This window comes from Nonomuraea sp. NPDC050680 (assembly GCF_040654555.1).
GTDB lineage: Bacteria > Actinomycetota > Actinomycetes > Streptosporangiales > Streptosporangiaceae > Nonomuraea.
The window spans coordinates 204,301-218,923 of record NZ_JBFAIF010000013.1; the positions used below are offsets into that span (position 1 = coordinate 204,301).

17 protein-coding genes are annotated in these 14,623 nt (G+C 69.5%); 10 read left to right on the forward strand and 7 right to left on the reverse strand.

Annotated elements, in window-relative coordinates; genetic code table 11:
* Positions 1 to 93 precede the first annotated feature (93 nt).
* Entirely contained in the window at positions 94 to 2,091 is a 1,998-nt protein-coding gene (locus tag AB0H88_RS34630; protein WP_357651989.1) for a DEAD/DEAH box helicase, read from the reverse strand.
* 336 nt (positions 2,092 to 2,427) lie between these two features.
* On the opposite strand from AB0H88_RS34630, the gene AB0H88_RS34635 reads away from it, so the two are divergent.
* Positions 2,428 to 3,072, forward strand: a complete 645-nt coding sequence (locus AB0H88_RS34635) for a ferritin-like fold-containing protein (protein WP_357651991.1) — start codon at positions 2,428 to 2,430, stop codon at positions 3,070 to 3,072.
* 89 nt (positions 3,073 to 3,161) lie between these two features.
* On the opposite strand, the gene AB0H88_RS34640 is transcribed toward AB0H88_RS34635, so the two are convergent.
* The 5 genes from AB0H88_RS34640 to AB0H88_RS34660 form a co-directional block, all read right to left on the reverse strand.
* Positions 3,162 to 3,395, reverse strand: a complete 234-nt coding sequence (locus AB0H88_RS34640) for a DUF3107 domain-containing protein (protein ID WP_357651993.1) — start codon at positions 3,393 to 3,395, stop codon at positions 3,162 to 3,164.
* Between the two features lie 83 nt (positions 3,396 to 3,478).
* Complete coding sequence (locus AB0H88_RS34645; RefSeq protein ID WP_225300629.1) at positions 3,479 to 4,099, reverse strand: TetR/AcrR family transcriptional regulator; 621 nt, start codon at positions 4,097 to 4,099, stop codon at positions 3,479 to 3,481.
* Between the two features lie 77 nt (positions 4,100 to 4,176).
* Positions 4,177 to 4,389, reverse strand: a complete 213-nt coding sequence (locus AB0H88_RS34650; RefSeq protein ID WP_357651995.1) for a hypothetical protein — start codon at positions 4,387 to 4,389, stop codon at positions 4,177 to 4,179.
* Between the two features lie 34 nt (positions 4,390 to 4,423).
* Positions 4,424 to 5,305 (reverse strand): non-homologous end-joining DNA ligase, encoded by an 882-nt coding sequence (gene ligD, locus AB0H88_RS34655; RefSeq protein ID WP_357651997.1) that lies wholly within the window; start codon positions 5,303 to 5,305, stop codon positions 4,424 to 4,426.
* Positions 5,302 to 5,427, reverse strand: coding sequence for a hypothetical protein (locus tag AB0H88_RS34660; RefSeq protein ID WP_357651999.1), 126 nt, complete (start codon positions 5,425 to 5,427; stop codon positions 5,302 to 5,304). The genes ligD and AB0H88_RS34660 overlap by 4 nt, the downstream gene beginning before the upstream one ends.
* A gap of 60 nt (positions 5,428 to 5,487) precedes the next feature.
* Between AB0H88_RS34660 and AB0H88_RS34665 the strand changes: the two genes are divergently transcribed.
* Positions 5,488 to 6,390: a Ku protein gene (locus tag AB0H88_RS34665; RefSeq protein ID WP_357652001.1), complete on the forward strand. Its 903-nt coding sequence runs from the start codon at positions 5,488 to 5,490 to the stop codon at positions 6,388 to 6,390.
* A 436-nt stretch (positions 6,391 to 6,826) separates the two neighbouring features.
* On the opposite strand, the gene AB0H88_RS34670 is transcribed toward AB0H88_RS34665, so the two are convergent.
* Entirely contained in the window at positions 6,827 to 7,183 is a 357-nt protein-coding gene (locus AB0H88_RS34670; protein ID WP_357652003.1) for a hypothetical protein, read from the reverse strand.
* Positions 7,184 to 7,588: 405 nt separating this feature from the next.
* Between AB0H88_RS34670 and AB0H88_RS34675 the strand changes: the two genes are divergently transcribed.
* The 8 genes from AB0H88_RS34675 (at position 7,589) to AB0H88_RS34710 (ending at position 14,598) form a co-directional block, all read left to right on the forward strand.
* The gene (locus AB0H88_RS34675; protein ID WP_357652004.1) at positions 7,589 to 8,488 is read left to right on the forward strand and encodes an alpha/beta hydrolase; all 900 of its coding nucleotides are present in this window, start codon (positions 7,589 to 7,591) and stop codon (positions 8,486 to 8,488) included.
* A gap of 48 nt (positions 8,489 to 8,536) precedes the next feature.
* Entirely contained in the window at positions 8,537 to 9,718 is a 1,182-nt protein-coding gene (gene moeZ / locus AB0H88_RS34680; protein WP_357652006.1) for an adenylyltransferase/sulfurtransferase MoeZ, read from the forward strand.
* Positions 9,719 to 9,795: 77 nt separating this feature from the next.
* Entirely contained in the window at positions 9,796 to 10,515 is a 720-nt protein-coding gene (locus AB0H88_RS34685; RefSeq protein WP_357652007.1) for a hypothetical protein, read from the forward strand.
* Positions 10,509 to 11,798, forward strand: coding sequence for a S8 family serine peptidase (locus tag AB0H88_RS34690; RefSeq protein ID WP_357652009.1), 1,290 nt, complete (start codon positions 10,509 to 10,511; stop codon positions 11,796 to 11,798). Before AB0H88_RS34685 ends, AB0H88_RS34690 begins: the two co-directional genes overlap by 7 nt.
* A gap of 155 nt (positions 11,799 to 11,953) precedes the next feature.
* Entirely contained in the window at positions 11,954 to 12,754 is an 801-nt protein-coding gene (locus tag AB0H88_RS34695; protein ID WP_357652011.1) for a hypothetical protein, read from the forward strand.
* Positions 12,748 to 13,905 (forward strand): S8 family serine peptidase, encoded by a 1,158-nt coding sequence (locus AB0H88_RS34700; RefSeq protein ID WP_357652013.1) that lies wholly within the window; start codon positions 12,748 to 12,750, stop codon positions 13,903 to 13,905. Before AB0H88_RS34695 ends, AB0H88_RS34700 begins: the two co-directional genes overlap by 7 nt.
* 22 nt (positions 13,906 to 13,927) lie before the next feature.
* Complete coding sequence (locus AB0H88_RS34705) at positions 13,928 to 14,287, forward strand: hypothetical protein (protein ID WP_357652015.1); 360 nt, start codon at positions 13,928 to 13,930, stop codon at positions 14,285 to 14,287.
* Entirely contained in the window at positions 14,275 to 14,598 is a 324-nt protein-coding gene (locus AB0H88_RS34710; protein WP_357652016.1) for an MGMT family protein, read from the forward strand. Before AB0H88_RS34705 ends, AB0H88_RS34710 begins: the two co-directional genes overlap by 13 nt.
* Positions 14,599 to 14,623 lie beyond the last annotated feature (25 nt).

Sequence of the window (14,623 nt, forward strand, 5' to 3'; positions counted from 1 at the left end):
GACACCGGCATACTCACTACGCTGGTGCAAAACGGCGCAGGCGCGCACCGCGGGATGCGGTGCGCGCCTGCGCCTGTCAGCTAGAAACAGCTCTTAGCCGGTGCGACGGCGGTTGCCACCGCCGCCGTTGTTACCGCCACGCGGCTGGCGGCGCTGCTGCTTGCGCTCCGTGGCCGCGGACGGGGCGATGTCGTCGTCGTCCGTGGCCAGGTCGGGTGACTGGAAGATCACCATGAACGGGCTGGCCGGCACGATGCGCTCCGGCTCCTGGCGCGCCGCAGGCTGCGGCGTGGACAGGAAGCTCGTCTCGGCGATCGGTGCACGCTCCATGACCCGCTCCTCCACGACCTGCTCCTTCGCGATCTGCTTCTCCACAATCCGCTCCACGGTGGGAGCCTGCTCGACGACCTGCCCGCGCTCGGCGGCGGGCTTGCGTGCACGGGCCGGCCTGCGCTCGCTGACCTGAGCCTGCTCAACGGCCTGCTCAGTGGCCTGCTCGGCGACCGGCTCACGGGTCGACGCACGGGCCGACGCGCGGGCTCTGCGGGCCGGCTTCTGCTCGGTGACCGGCTCACGGTCAGCGAGCGGGGCCTCCGGGGCCTCGGCGAGGGCGTTCTCGATGGCGGCCGTCGCGGCCCCCCTGCGAGTACGACCGCGCCGCGGCTCGGCGGCCGCCTCGATCTCGTCCGCTGAGATGATGGCGGGTGTCTCCTCCGTCTTTCGGGCGCTCGCCTTGCTGGAGCGACTGGGCACAGGCTCGACCTCGGGCGTCTCGACGGGTGCGGTGCCCTCTTCCGTGGGCATGCCACCGCGGGTGCGGCGGCGCTGGCGCGGCGTGCGCGGCGGACGCTCCTCCCGCTCGTCGCGGCGACCCTCCCGCTCGTCACGGCGGCGGCCGCCGTTACGCGTGCGGGTCCTGCCGGTCTCGCCGAGGTCCTCGATGCGCTCCGCCGACAGGCCCGCCCGCGAACGGCTGGCATGCGGCAGGACGCCCTTGGTGCCCTCAGGGATGTTGAGCTCGGTGAAGACGTGCGGCGAGGTGGAGTAGGTCTCCTCGGGCTCGGCGAAGTCGAGCCCGAGCATCTGGTTGATCATCTTCCAGCGGGTCATCTCCTCCCACTCCACGAACGTGACCGCGATGCCCGTGCGCCCGGCCCGGCCGGTGCGGCCGGTGCGGTGCACGTACGTCTTGTCCTCGGTGGGGCAGTCGTAGTTGACCACGTGGGTGACGTCGTCGATGTCGATGCCACGCGCCGCCACGTCGGTGGCGACCAGCACGTCGATCTTGCCGGCGCGGAACGCGCGCAGGGCCTGCTCGCGCTGGCCCTGGCCGAGGTCGCCGTGGACGGCCGCGACCGCGAAGCCGCGCGTCTCGAGCTGCTCCGCGACCATGTCGCAGGCCCGCTTGGTCTCACAGAAGACCATGGTGAGCCCGCGGCCCTCGGCCTGGAGCAGCCGGGCGACGATCTCGATCTTGTCCATCCGGTGGACGCGCCAGACGATCTGGCGTACCTGCGGGTGCGGGATGCCCTCGCCGCCCTCGCCGTTCTCGTGCTCGGCCCGCACGTGCGTGGGCCGGTTGAGGTATTTGCGCGACAGCGCGACGATCTCGCCGGGCATGGTCGCCGAGAAAAGCATGGTCTGCCGCTCGGCGGGGATCAGCTTGAAGATCCGCTCGATGTCGGGCAGGAAGCCCAGATCGAGCATGCGGTCGGCCTCGTCGAGCACCAGCGAGGTGATCTGGCTGAGGTCGAGGTGCTTCTGCTTGACCAGGTCGAGCAGACGACCGGGGGTGCCGACGATGACGTCGACGCCGGCCTTGAGCGCTTCGACCTGCGGCTCGTACGCCCGGCCGCCGTAGACGGTCAGGACCCGCGAGCCGAGCTTGCCGGCCGCGGTGACCAGGTCTTCGCTGACCTGTACGGCCAGCTCGCGGGTCGGCACGACGACCAGCCCGCGTGGCTTCTTACGGTTCTTACGCGGTTTGCCGATGCCCTGGAGCATCGCGATGCCGAACGCGTAGGTCTTTCCCGTGCCTGTGCGTGCCTGACCGATCAGGTCCTGGCCGCTCAGCGCGAGCGGGAGTGCCATCTCTTGGATGGGGAACGGTGTGGTGATGCCCTCGGTCTCGAGGGCATCAGCGATCTCTGGTGTGACTCCGAGGTCTCGGAAAGTCGTCAGCGTGGCCTGCCTCAGTCTCAAATGAAGGCGGGCCTGCCGGGACCGACGGGCGGAAAACAAATCCCGTGCCTGGGTCCTCGCGGTAGAGCCAGCCCTCTCGCGTCATCGCGACCGCAGCCCGGAAGCGGGGGGTTAACGGGGAATTCCCCCGAATTAACACAGTGCGGTCGCACTTTCACAGAGCAGTGTACTCGATACCACAACGTTGGCCGAGTTTCCGAATGTTCCCGAAGTACGCTGCCTTCCATGAACGAGTCTCCAGGAGTCGTCGATCTGCTCGGTGTGCTGGCCTATGCCGAGCTCAGCGCCTTCGCGCGGATGACCGAGGACGCGGCCTCCCTGGCCCCCTCCTTGGCCGATCAGGCCGCGCTCAGCGAGCTGGCCGTAGCCGAATATGCCCACTTCCGTCTCCTGCACGACCGGCTGACCGAGCTTGGCGCCGATCCCGAGCAGTCGATGTCGCCGTTCGTCGAGGCGCTGGACGCCTGGCACACCCAGACGGCCCCGGCCGACTGGCTGCAGGCGTTGGTCAAGGCGTACGTGGGCGTGGGCATCGCGCTCGACTTCTACCGGGAGGCGGCCAGGCACCTCGAACCGTCGATCGCGAAGCTGGTCGACGAGGTGCTCGTGGACGAGGGCCGCTCGGAGTTCGTGGTGGAGCGGGTCAGGGCCGGGGTCGCGGCCGACCCGGCGGTGAGCGGCCGGCTGGCGCTGTGGGCGCGGCGGCTCGTCGGCGAGGCGCTCAGCCAGGGGCAGCAGGTCGCGGCGGCCCGGCCGGAGCTGGCGCTGCTGGTGGTCGGCTCGGCGGCCGAGGACCAGACGCAGATCTCTCGCCTGTTCGCCAAGCTGACCGAGGAGCACGGCAAGCGGATGGCCGCCCTCGGCCTCTGACGCGCCCCGTGCGGGCGCGCCGCTCGAGCGAGGGTACGGCGTGTGCCGCCGCACCCCGCTTGAGCCGCTCTTGAGTCGCTGGACAGTCGCTAGAGGGTGCCGCCGAAGCCGACGGGCCTCGACTCGTCCTCGCCGATCTCGATGAAGCCGATCGACGCGACCGGCACGATCACCCGCCGCCCCTTCGCGTCGGTGATGGAGAAGACACCGCGATCAGCGGCCAGCGCCTTTCTGATCTCCTCTTCGACCTGCTCGGACGACAGCTCGGTCTCGACAACGAGTTCGCGGTGTACGGAGCGTACGCCGATCTTGACTTCCATCATGCTCCCTTTCGACGGGGCTGGCTCCCCCCATCGTCGCCGCTGGTGGGCCGGGAAACGCCGGTGATCGCGCCCAGCGAACGGGTTTAAGCCGTACGCGGAAAACCGCTGATGCCCCGCCAGGCCAGCCGGGCCATGAGCTGTTCGGCGGCGTCCTTCGGGATGGAGCCCTGCGTGGTCACCCAGTAGCGGGCGCTCACCTCGGCCATGCCGACCAGTCCGACGCCGAGCAGGTGGGCCTCGTCGCTGGTGCAGCCGGTGTCCTCCTGGATCACCGCGCTGACCATCTCGGCGCATTCGCGCAGGGAGCGCTCCACCCGCTGACGCACCGGCGCCACGTTGCGCAGGTCGGACTCGAAGACGAGCCGGAACGCCTCGCCCTGGGTGGAGACGAAGGAGTAGAACGCGCTGAACGTGGCCTGGACACGGAGTTTGTTCTCGTGCGTGGAGGCCAGCGCCTCGCGGCAGCGGTTGACCATGTCGTCCACGTGCAGGTCGAGCAGCGCGAGGTAGAGCTCCAGCTTGCCGGGGAAGTGCTGGTACAGGACGGGTTTGCTGACCCCGGCCCGATCGGCGATCTCGTCCATGGCGGCCGCGTGATAGCCGTTCTCCACGAACACTTCCTGCGCGGCGCTGAGCAGCTGCCGACGGCGGGCTAGTCGGGGCAGCCGAGTGCCCCGGGGCTTGGCGTCCGGGGTTGCGGTCACGCTGGTCTCCATGGGGCTCCGAGTCGGCTGTTCGGACATCCTACGTGCGACTCAACGACTCATCGCGGTAGTCGTCATCAGCGATAGTCGTCATCATCGAGGTCCACCTCGCGATACTGCTCGGCGGCGTCGGCCGGATCGACCTCCAGCGGGGTCTCGCGGGGAGTCCCGCCCGCCGCGTCGCGCACATCACGGTGCTGCTCGGCGGCGTCGGCCTCGGGGGCCTCGATCGACAGCTCTTCCATCTCGTCGAAGGGGAGGTCGTCCCCACGTACGTCCATCTCCGACATTGCAGTCCCCTTCTTAGGTGCGGACGGAACCAGACTACGCCTGAGCGAAAAGGTCGCCGTGTTCCTCGACTCTGGCCAGTACGTCGTGTGTCGTGAACACCAGGTCCTCCGGGTGCTCGCAGCCCTCGACCTCCTTCCACAGCAGCGGTGTCGAGACCGTGGGCCGCGGCCCGGCGCGCAGGGAATAGGGGGCGACGGTGGTCTTGGCCGGGTTGTTCTGGCTCCAGTCGATGAACACCTTGCCGGGGCGGGCCTTCTTGGCCATCACGCTGACCACCTGGTCGCGGTGGGCCTTCTCCAGCACCTGGGCCAGCCTCTTGGCGTACGCCGAGGGCTCCTCGCGTCCGTCCCAGTCCGCGTACAGCTGCATGCCCTTGTTGCCGCTGGTCTTCGGGCGGGCGGTGAGGCCGTCGGCGCGCAGCACCTCGCGCAGGATGAGGGCCACCCGGCAGCACTCGACGATGGTCGCCGGAGCCCCGGGGTCGAGGTCGAACACGAGGGTGTCGGGCGGCAGCGCCTTGCCGTCGTCGGACACCCGCCACTGGGGCACGTGCAGCTCCAGGGCCGCCAGGTTGGCGTAGTAGACGAGCGAGGGCAGGCCCTCGATCACGGCGAAGTCGATCTCCTCGCGGTTCTTGGTGCTGCCCGGCACGGGCAGGGTGGCCCTCCTGACCCAGTCCGGGGTGTGGTCGGGGGCGTTCTTCTCAAAGAAGGACTGGCCGGTCACCCCGTTCGGGTAGCGCTTGACGGTGAGTGGCCGGCCTTCCAGGTGCGGCAGGAGCGCGGGGGCGACGCGGCTGTAGTAATCGATCACCTCGGCCTTGGTGAAGCCGGCCTCGGGATAGAGCACCTTGTCCAGGTTGGTCAGCACCAGCTGCCGCCCGTCGACCCGCACCGGGACCTTCGCTGGGCTCACAACGTCACCTCCGAAGGGAGCTTGTCCGGGCGCAGCCCACGCCACACCGCTTCACCTTGATCCACCACGGCGAGCGGGTGCGCGGCCGGTACGGCGAGCATTGGTTCGATGGGGTATGGCATTGGTTGCACCATGCCGGGTATGTGCCCATAGGGCGAGCCCGCTAGAGCTGAGGAGTGCCCATGCGCAGCATCTGGAAAGGGGCGATCTCCTTCGGCCTCGTCACGATCCCGGTGAAGCTCTACTCGGCGACCGAGCAGAAGGACGTGACCTTCCACCAGGTACACCGCGAGGACGGCGGCAGGATCCGCTACAAGCGCGTGTGCACGGTCGACGGTGAAGAGGTCCCCTACTCCGACATCGCCAAGGGCTACGAGCTGGCCACCGGAGAGATCGTGGTCCTGACGGACGAGGACTTCGAGGATCTGCCGCTCAGCACCTCGCGCAGGATCGACGTCCTCCAGTTCACGCCGGCCGACCAGATCGACCCGATCTACTTCGCCAAGTCGTACTACCTCGAACCGGACGGCCAGGGCGACAAGCCGTACGTGCTGCTGCGCAACGCCCTGGAGAGCTCGGGGCAGGTCGCGGTCGTCAAGGTGGCGCTGCGGCAGCGGGAGTCGCTGGCCACGCTCAGGGTGCGTGACGGGGTGTTCGTGCTGGAGACCATGTACTGGCCGGACGAGATCCGCGTGCCCGACTTCGGGTTCCTCGAAGAGGACATCGAGGTGCGGCCCCAGGAGCTCAAGATGGCCGAGTCGCTCATCACCACGATGAAGGCGGACTTCGACGCCACCGAGCACCACGACGCCTACCGCGAGGCGCTGCAGCAGGTGATCGAGGCCAAGGTGGAGGGCAGGGAGGTCATCGCGCCGCCGGAGGGCGAGGAGGAGGCGGGTCCCGCCGTCGACCTCATGGCCGCGCTGCGGGCGAGCGTCGATGCGGCCAAGCGCGAGCGTTCCGGCGAGTCCGCCAAGCCTAAGAGGGCCACCAAGGCGTCAAAGGACGCGGGTGAGAAGGACGCGGGGGAAAAGGACGCGGGGGAGAAGGCCGCCCCCAAGCGCAAGGCCCGCAAATCCGCCTGATCCGGCAGTTAGCTCACAAAGCTGGTCGTGTGGTGCGCGCACAAGGCCGAGCGTGTGGTGCGCGCACAAGGCCGAGCGTGTGGTGCGCGCACAAGGCCGAGCGTGTGGTGCGCGCCGAAGGCCGAGCGTGTGGTGCGCGCCGAAGGCATATCGGGCGGCGCGCACAAATGCAGAGGCGCCTTCGGCAGTAATGTCGAAGGCGCCTCGCATTTATCGGAGAGGGATGCTTGGTCGGAGGAATTCCGCTTCGCCGCTCCCCCTGAAATGCCATGGGATTAATTCCCGCCGAGCCCGGACGCATTGGCGTGGTGACTTTTCCGAGTGCCTGTGTCCGTTATCGAGAACACAGGCACTCGGCGGCGCGTCCGGAGCTCACCTCAACCGCATAACCGGTTGCATGGTCATCTCCGCGACCGGATCGGCCGTCTCCGCCTTGTTACTGGAGCGCCTCGCGACGAGCGCGCTCCTCTTCCTCACGCTCGAAGTTGAACGAGCGAGCGTTGGCGTCGGCGTCAGAGTCCGTGCGCACGGTGTTCTGGTTGTTGTTGTGCAGGTGGATGTGGACCTTGACCCGGCCACTGCGGCCGTGGTTGCGACGGCCCCAGCCGCCCCAGCCGCCCCAGCCGCCGCAGCGGCGGCCACAGCCCCACGAGAAGGTGGAGGCGCTGGTGCTGGCGGAGGCGGTCGTGGCGCTGGCGGAGGTGGCGGTGGTCAGGGCGCCGAGGCTGATGAGGCCGCCGGACATACCCGTGCTGATCACAAGCCCTGCGATGACACTCTTGAACTTGGGCATTGAATTCCCCCCTAAAGGATCGGTTGCCCTGTTCCAGATATTTGCCGGAGTGAACGGTAAATATCTGGGATGACATCTAATGCGTCATCCGTGCTGATTTATTTCCGACGTCGGGCGGGATAAACGGCCGTAGTTGTGTTTTGCTATACGCTAACTCTCTCATTGCTCTCATTAAGCATTTATGAAATGAAATGAAATGATTTGTCCGCTTTATGGGGGTGGGCGGTCCGCGATACGGTCGCCCTCGTCCCGGCTCGCGGCGGTGATGCCGGAAGCCCGGCGCCACCGAGAAATCCGACCAAACGCCGCGAATCGCGTACCGATAAATACCAATAAAGGAGCATTTATCCGAAATGTAGGATAGAGGCGACGGCGGCTATCGTTGGATGACAGCGAGGAGGACGCATGGCAGAAGCACCGATCCCGCACTGGCCAGGACGGATGTTCGGGTCGGTGTACGTACGGGAGACCCCCGATACCGCCCCCGATAAGGCGGTCTTCGTGCACGGCCTGGCCGGCGCGGCCACCAATTGGACCGACCTGATGGACGAGCTGAAAGACCTCGTCACCGGCTACGCCATCGACCTGCCCGGCGCGGGGTTCTCGCCCGAACCCGCGGACGGCGACTACACCATCGCCGCGCACGCCCGCGCGGTGATCGGCCTGCTGGAGGAGACCGGTCCGGCCCACCTGTTCGGCAACTCGATGGGCGGCGCGGTCGCCGTCAGGGTGGCCGCCACCCGGCCCGACCTGGTGCGCTCGCTCGTCCTCATCTCGCCGGCGCTGCCCGACCTGCTGCCCAGGTACGGCCCGATACGCGTGGCCGCCGCGTCGCTGCCCCGGCTGGGCGAGTGGGTGGCGGGCAAGCTCCGGCTGATCCCCGCCGAGCAGCGGATCAAGTCCTCCTTCGCCATGGTCTGGGCCGACGTCGCCGCGGTCCATCCGCTACGGCTCCGCGACGCGATCGAGGAGCAGCGCAGGCGTGACGGGCTGGCCTACGCCGCCGCCGCGATGATCGGCTCGGCCCGGGGCATCGTGGCCGAGTACTTCCGCCGCGGCGAGGCGAACCTGTGGCGCCAGGCCGCCCTGATCGAGGCGCCCACCCTGATCATCCACGGCAGGCACGACCGCCTGGTGCGCCCCGCCATGGCCGCCAAGGCCGCCCGTACGTTCCGGCAGGTCAGACTGGTACTCCTGCCGCGTGCCGGGCACGTGGCGATGATGGAGACCCCCCGCGTGGTCGCCGCGGAGGCCCGCCGTCTGATCGGTGAGACACGCTTGGGGAATGCCCCACTCGCCAACTAGGTTTCACAGGTGGATGGGATAGGTCCCCCTCGAACGGGAGCGTAGAAAGTGTCGTTGCCACCGCTGGTCGAGCCGGCCGCCGAGCTGACCGTCGACGAAGTGCGCCGTTACTCGCGCCACCTGATCATTCCCGACGTGGGGATGGCCGGGCAGAAGCGGCTGAAGAACGCCAAGGTGCTCTGTGTGGGCGCCGGAGGCCTGGGTTCGCCCGCGCTGATGTATCTCGCGGCGGCGGGCGTGGGCACGCTGGGGGTCATCGACTTCGACATCGTCGACGAGTCCAACCTGCAGCGCCAGATCATCCATGGCCAGTCCGACGTGGGCCGGCCGAAGGCAGAGAGCGCCGCGGCCACGGTCCGCGAGATCAACCCGCTGGTCGATGTCGTCGTCCACAACACGGCGCTGACCAACGACAACGTGATGGAGATCTTCTCCGGCTACGACCTCATCGTCGACGGCACCGACAACTTCGCCACGCGCTACATGGTGAACGACGCCGCGGTGCTGCTCGGCAAGCCGTACGTCTGGGGCTCGATCTACCGCTTCGACGGCCAGGCCAGCGTGTTCTGGGCCGAGCACGGCCCCTGCTACCGCTGCCTCTACCCCGAGCCCCCGCCTCCCGGCATGGTGCCCTCGTGCGCCGAGGGCGGCGTGCTGGGCGTGCTGTGCGCCTCGATCGGCTCCATTCAGGTCAACGAGGCGATCAAGCTGCTCACCGGCATCGGCGACCCGCTGGTCGGGCGGTTGATGATCTATGACGCCCTGGAGATGAAGTACCGCGACGTCAAGGTCCGCAAGGACCCCGAGTGCGTGCTGTGCGGCAAGAACCCGACGGTCACCCAGCTGCTCGACGACTACGAGGCGTTCTGCGGCGCGATCTCCGACGAGGCCGCCGAGGCCGCGACGGGCTCCACGATCACCGCCCGCGAGCTCAAGGCCATGCAGGACAACGGCGACGACATCTTCCTCGTCGACGTCCGCGAGATCAACGAGTACGAGATCGTCTCCATCCCCGGCGCCACGCTGATCCCCAAGGGCGAGTTCCTCAACGGCTCGGCCCTGGAGAAGCTGCCGCAGGACAAGCGCATCGTGCTGCACTGCAAGTCGGGCGCGCGCTCGGCGGAGGCGCTGGCGATCGTCAAGAACGCCGGGTTCTCCGACGCGGTGCACGTCGGCGGCGGGGTGCTCAGCTGGGTCGCGACCGTCGACCCCAGCCTGCCCTCCTACTGATACCCATTTCTTGACTCCGTCCACTGGGGTCTGGTTTCTGCGGATGGCGCCCGGTCGCCCGCATTAAGGTCGATGCCGTGGACGACGCTCGCCCCTGGCCCGCTCTCGTGGCGGCCTCCGTGCTGACGATGGTCTGCGCGGTCGCCGCCGGAGTCTCGGCCAGTGCGGCGGGCGCGGAGCTGTCACGCGGCCCGAGCGCGGCCGAACTCCACTCGGCGGCCAGGCGCGAGGTCGCCGAGCGGTGGCGCACCTGGGCGAGCGGGCGTGTCTTCCCCGCCAGCCTGCCCTACTCCGCCGAGCAGGGCGGCCGCGAACGCGCCAGCCGGATCGGCATCTCACCGGCCATCACCTGCGCCGACTCCGTCGACGCCAAAGCCGCCAAGGCCCTGCGCAAGGCGGGCTGCCTGGGAGTGCTGCGCGCGACCTACATCGACGCCCTGCGGGGCGTGCTCGTCACCGTCGGCGTCGTGGCCCTGCCCGACGAGCCCCAGGCCGTACGCGCCAAGTCCGCCTTCTCCGTCGCCGGCGCTCCCGTGCCCGGCCTGCGGCCCGTGGCCTTCCGGGACACGGTCTCCGACCGTTTCACCCCTGCCGTACGTCAGGCCGGCTCGGTACGCCAGGCCGGCCCGTACCTCGTGCTGACCACGGCCGGCCAGGTCGACGGCCGGCCGGCACGCGCGGTCGGTGAGCAGCGGCCGGCCATCTTCGCCTTCGCCGGCGAGATCTCCGAGCGAATCCTGGCCGACCTGAGCACGCCGCGGATGCCCGACTGCGCCTCCCAGGAGTGGCGGTGCTGACCCGCGCGGCCGCGCTCATCACGGCGACGCTCCTCTTCAGCGCCGGGCCCGCACTCGGGCTCTTGAGCGCCGGGCCCGCGCTGGGGCTCTTGAGCGCCGGGCCCGCGCTGGGGCTCTTCAACGCCGCGCCCGCGCTGGCAGATGATGTGCGCGGCGGTCAGCAGCCGGTGATCAGCACGCTGGAGCTGAAGAAGGCGTGGCGGATCAGCAAGGGCGCGGGCGTCACCGTGGCCGTGCTCGACTCGGGCGTCGATCCCGGCCACCGCGACCTGGACGGCTCCGTGACCGTCGGCAAGGACTTCACCGAGGGCGCCAACCCGCCGGACGTGCCACCGCGTCGCCTGCACGGCACGTACATGGCCTCGCTGATCGCCGGGCATGGCCACGGACGCGGGGGCAGGCTCGGCGTGATCGGCGTGGCTCCGAAGGCGCGGCTGCTGTCGGTCCGGGTGATACTGGAAGACGAGGAGCCGGGGTTCAGGGAGTTCAACACCGCCGTGCGCTTCGAGAACGTGGTGGCCAGGGGCATTCGCTACGCGGTCGATCGGGGGGCGCGCGTGATCAACATGTCGATCTCCAAGGATCTGGCGACCGAGGAGGAGCGGGCGGCCGTGCGTTACGCGATCTCCAAGGGCGTCGTGCTGGTGGCCGCCGCGGGCAATGACGGCGCGGGCAAGCCCGATGAGACGGGATTCGCCCCCTTTTCCTATCCGGCCGCTTTTCCCGGTGTCGTCTCCGTGGGCGCGACGGACCGGCGGCTGCGGCGGGCGACGTTCTCCAACTGGAACTCATCGGTGCTGGTGGCCGCGCCCGGCGTCGACATCATGGGCGCGGGCCCCGACGACGAGTACTGGGTCGGCAGGGGCACCTCCCAGGCCACCGCGCTGGTGTCCGGCGTGGCCGCCCTCATTAAAGCCAAATATCCGGCGATGTCGCCGCCGCTGGTCGCGCAGGCCATGACGGCGAGCGCGACCGACCGGCCACCTGGCGGCTACGACACCGGCACCGGCTTCGGCGTGGTCAACGCCGCCAAGGCGCTCGCCGAGGCGGCCCGGCTCGCCAAGCACACCGAGACGGCCGTGGGGGCGCAGGCGCAGGACCCCGCCCGGCCGCTCGCCGGCGGATCGGCGGGCCGGATCGAGGTCGTCAGCAGGGACCAAGCGCGCGTAAAGGTCTATGGGGCGATCGCCTTGGCGGCCGCCCTCGGCGCGCTCTCCTCCGTGTGGGCGATATTCGCCCTGGTCAGGCGCATGCGTCGCGCTCAGAGCGGGCAAGACGCATGATCCGCCTGCTAAGGGGGACGAAATAGACACGAACCGAGCCTGGGAACGAGGCGGTGGTGAAGGCACGTAGGTCCACCTCAGGGTTGCCGCGCGCCGGGGGAGCCACATCGGGACGAAGAAACCCGCTCGGTGCTCCAGCCGGCCGTCGTTCTCGCGTGCGCTCCTGGCCGGCGGCCACCGGCCGCGGCAGGGCGGCGGGCAAGGAGCGGCTGGAGCAGGCCGTGCTCCAGCAGGGTGTGCGCTTCCGCCGCCTGTTCGTGACGCTGGTCGGCACCATCGTGGTCGCGTCGGCCGTCCTCGTGCTCCTCGGCACGATCGGGCTGCTCGAGGAGACCCGGTCCCGCCCGCTGACCGCCGCCGAGCAGAACCAGTACAAACAAGAGGAGATCGCCAGGCGCTGGCAGGCGTGGCCCGCCACGGACGTCTTCCCCGACGAGGTCAAGTACGCCGGGCTCGACAAGGCCCAGCAGTACGCCCGGCGCGTGGGCATCGCACCCGAGACCGAGTGCGGCAAGGGCGTCGACCCGTCCGTGGCGGGCGTCCTCGACGACCACGGATGCCTGACCCTGCTCCGCGCCACCTACGTGGACCAGACGGCCATGTTCGTCTTCACGGTCGGCGTGGCCGTACTGAAGGACGAGGACTCCAGGCTCTCGGCGACGGAGCAGCTCACCCAGGACGACCGGGTCGGCGTGCTGCCCGTGGCCTTCCCCGGCACGGTGACCGAGCGGTTCGGGGCGGACCAGCGCCAGCGTACGGGCTGGGTGGGCGCCGGACCGTACATCGTGTTCTCGACGGCGGGCTATGCCGACGGCAGGACCCGGGCGGCCATTCCGCCCGAGGAGATGCTCCACAGTGAGCTGTGGCCGGCGGCCAAGTCGATCGGCAACCAGATCGCCTACTTCCTGGCGGACCCGCCGAAGGTTCCGCCCTGCACTCAGGGGAACGTGTGCTGACCGCCCTACGCGCGCTGACCGCCGCCCTGGTCATGCTGCACGCCCCGGCGGCCGCACCCGTCAGGGACCAGCAGCAGTGGGTGCTCGACGCGCTCAACGTCGAGCAGGCGTGGACGGTCACCAAGGGCAAGGGCGTCACCGTGGCCGTGGTCGACAGCGGCGTCGACGGCCGGCTCAAGGAGCTGCGCGGCCGCGTGACCGCCGGTCCCGACATGACCGAGGCCACCGTCCAGCGCCAGGCCAAGCCCGGCAAGCACGGCACCGCGATGGCCGCCCTCATCGCCGGGTCCGGGGCCGACGACGGGTTGATCGGCGTGGCACCCGAGTCGGGCATCCTCTCCCTGGCCCTGGCCGTCGACGAGGATCCCGGCGCCGGCACCATCGACCCCCAGCAGGAGGAGCAGAGCGCGCTGGAGAGCCCGCTGGCCCGCGCCATCCGCTACGCCGCCAACCACGACGCCAAGGTCATCAGCATGTCGATCGGCTCCTACGGGCCGCTCAAGTCCGAGCGCGAGGCCGTCTCCTACGCGCTCGGCAAGGGTGTCGTGCTGGTCGCCGCCGTCGGCAACGATGGCCAGACCAAGTACGCCAAGGACAACGGCACCTCGTTCTGGAGCTTCCCCGCGGGCTATTCGGGCGTCATCGGCGTGGCGGCCGTCGACAAGCAGGGCAAGGGCGCGACGTTCAGCAGCGACAACCTGTCCGTCCTCGTCTCCGCGCCGGGGGTGGGCGTGCCCGTCGCCAAGCGCAAGGGCGGCTACGAGCTGTCGGAGGGCACCAGTTCGGCCAGCGCGCTCGTGGCCGGGGTGGCCGCGCTGGTCAAGTCGCGCTACCCCGCCATGGCGCCCGAGCAGGTCGCGCAGGCCCTGGCCGCGAGCGCCCGGGGACGGCCCGCCGCCGGTTATGACGACAAGACCGGGTTCGGGGTGGTCGACGCCGGTGCCGCGCTCAACGCGGCCGAACGGCTGGCCGGGGAGCGGCGCGAGGTCGCCGTGCCCGACGACCGGCACTTCGGCGTCGGCGAGGACTCGCCCGGGCCGTCGCGCCCGGGGCCCGATCCGTGGCGGCTGTGGCTCTACGGAGGAGGCGTGCTGCTGGCGCTGGTGATGTTCTGCGGGGCCATCATCGTGCTCAATCAGCGTAGCGAGTAAAGATCCGCTATGGTCGCGCGTCATGGGATACGAGCTGCGCGTGGTTCGTGAGGCGCCCCTGGCGTTTTCCGAGCTCGCGAAGGCGATCGCGCCGGCCGGTTTCGGACTGCGCGGGCCGGACGAGATCGTCACCGGACACGCCGGTGACACGCACGTCGTGGGGCACTGGCGCGATCAGGTGATCGGCGAGCCGGGCTCCGACTGGCAAGTGGCGCAGCTCGTCCTGCTGGCGGCCGCCCTCGGCGCCAGGCTCGTCGGCGAAGACGGCGAGAGCTACACGCTGCGCGACGGCATCGTGGAACTGGTGGCCGGTGGTTCAGTGGTCGAGATCGGCAAGTTCCACGAGATGATCGAGGCGGGGCCCGACGCATGGACTCCATGAACCCGTTCGCCGAACGGGTCCTCGAGGTGGTGGAGTCCATCCCGCCGGGCATGGTGATGTCCTACGGCGACATCGCCGAATATCTCGGCGAGGGCGGGCCCCGTCAGGTCGGGCAGGTCATGTCGACCTGGGGCGGCGGCGTGCCGTGGTGGCGCGTGGTGCACTCCGACGGCACCGGCGCGGCCCCTGACCACGTGCGACGCTGTCTGGAGCACTGGCGCGAAGAGGGCACGGCGCTTCGCGGCGAGCGTGTCGACATGCGCCGGGCCCGCTGGGACGGTCGTTCAGCCGATTCTCAGAAACGAGCTTGACCAGCGGATTCGCTCGTTGGGCGAA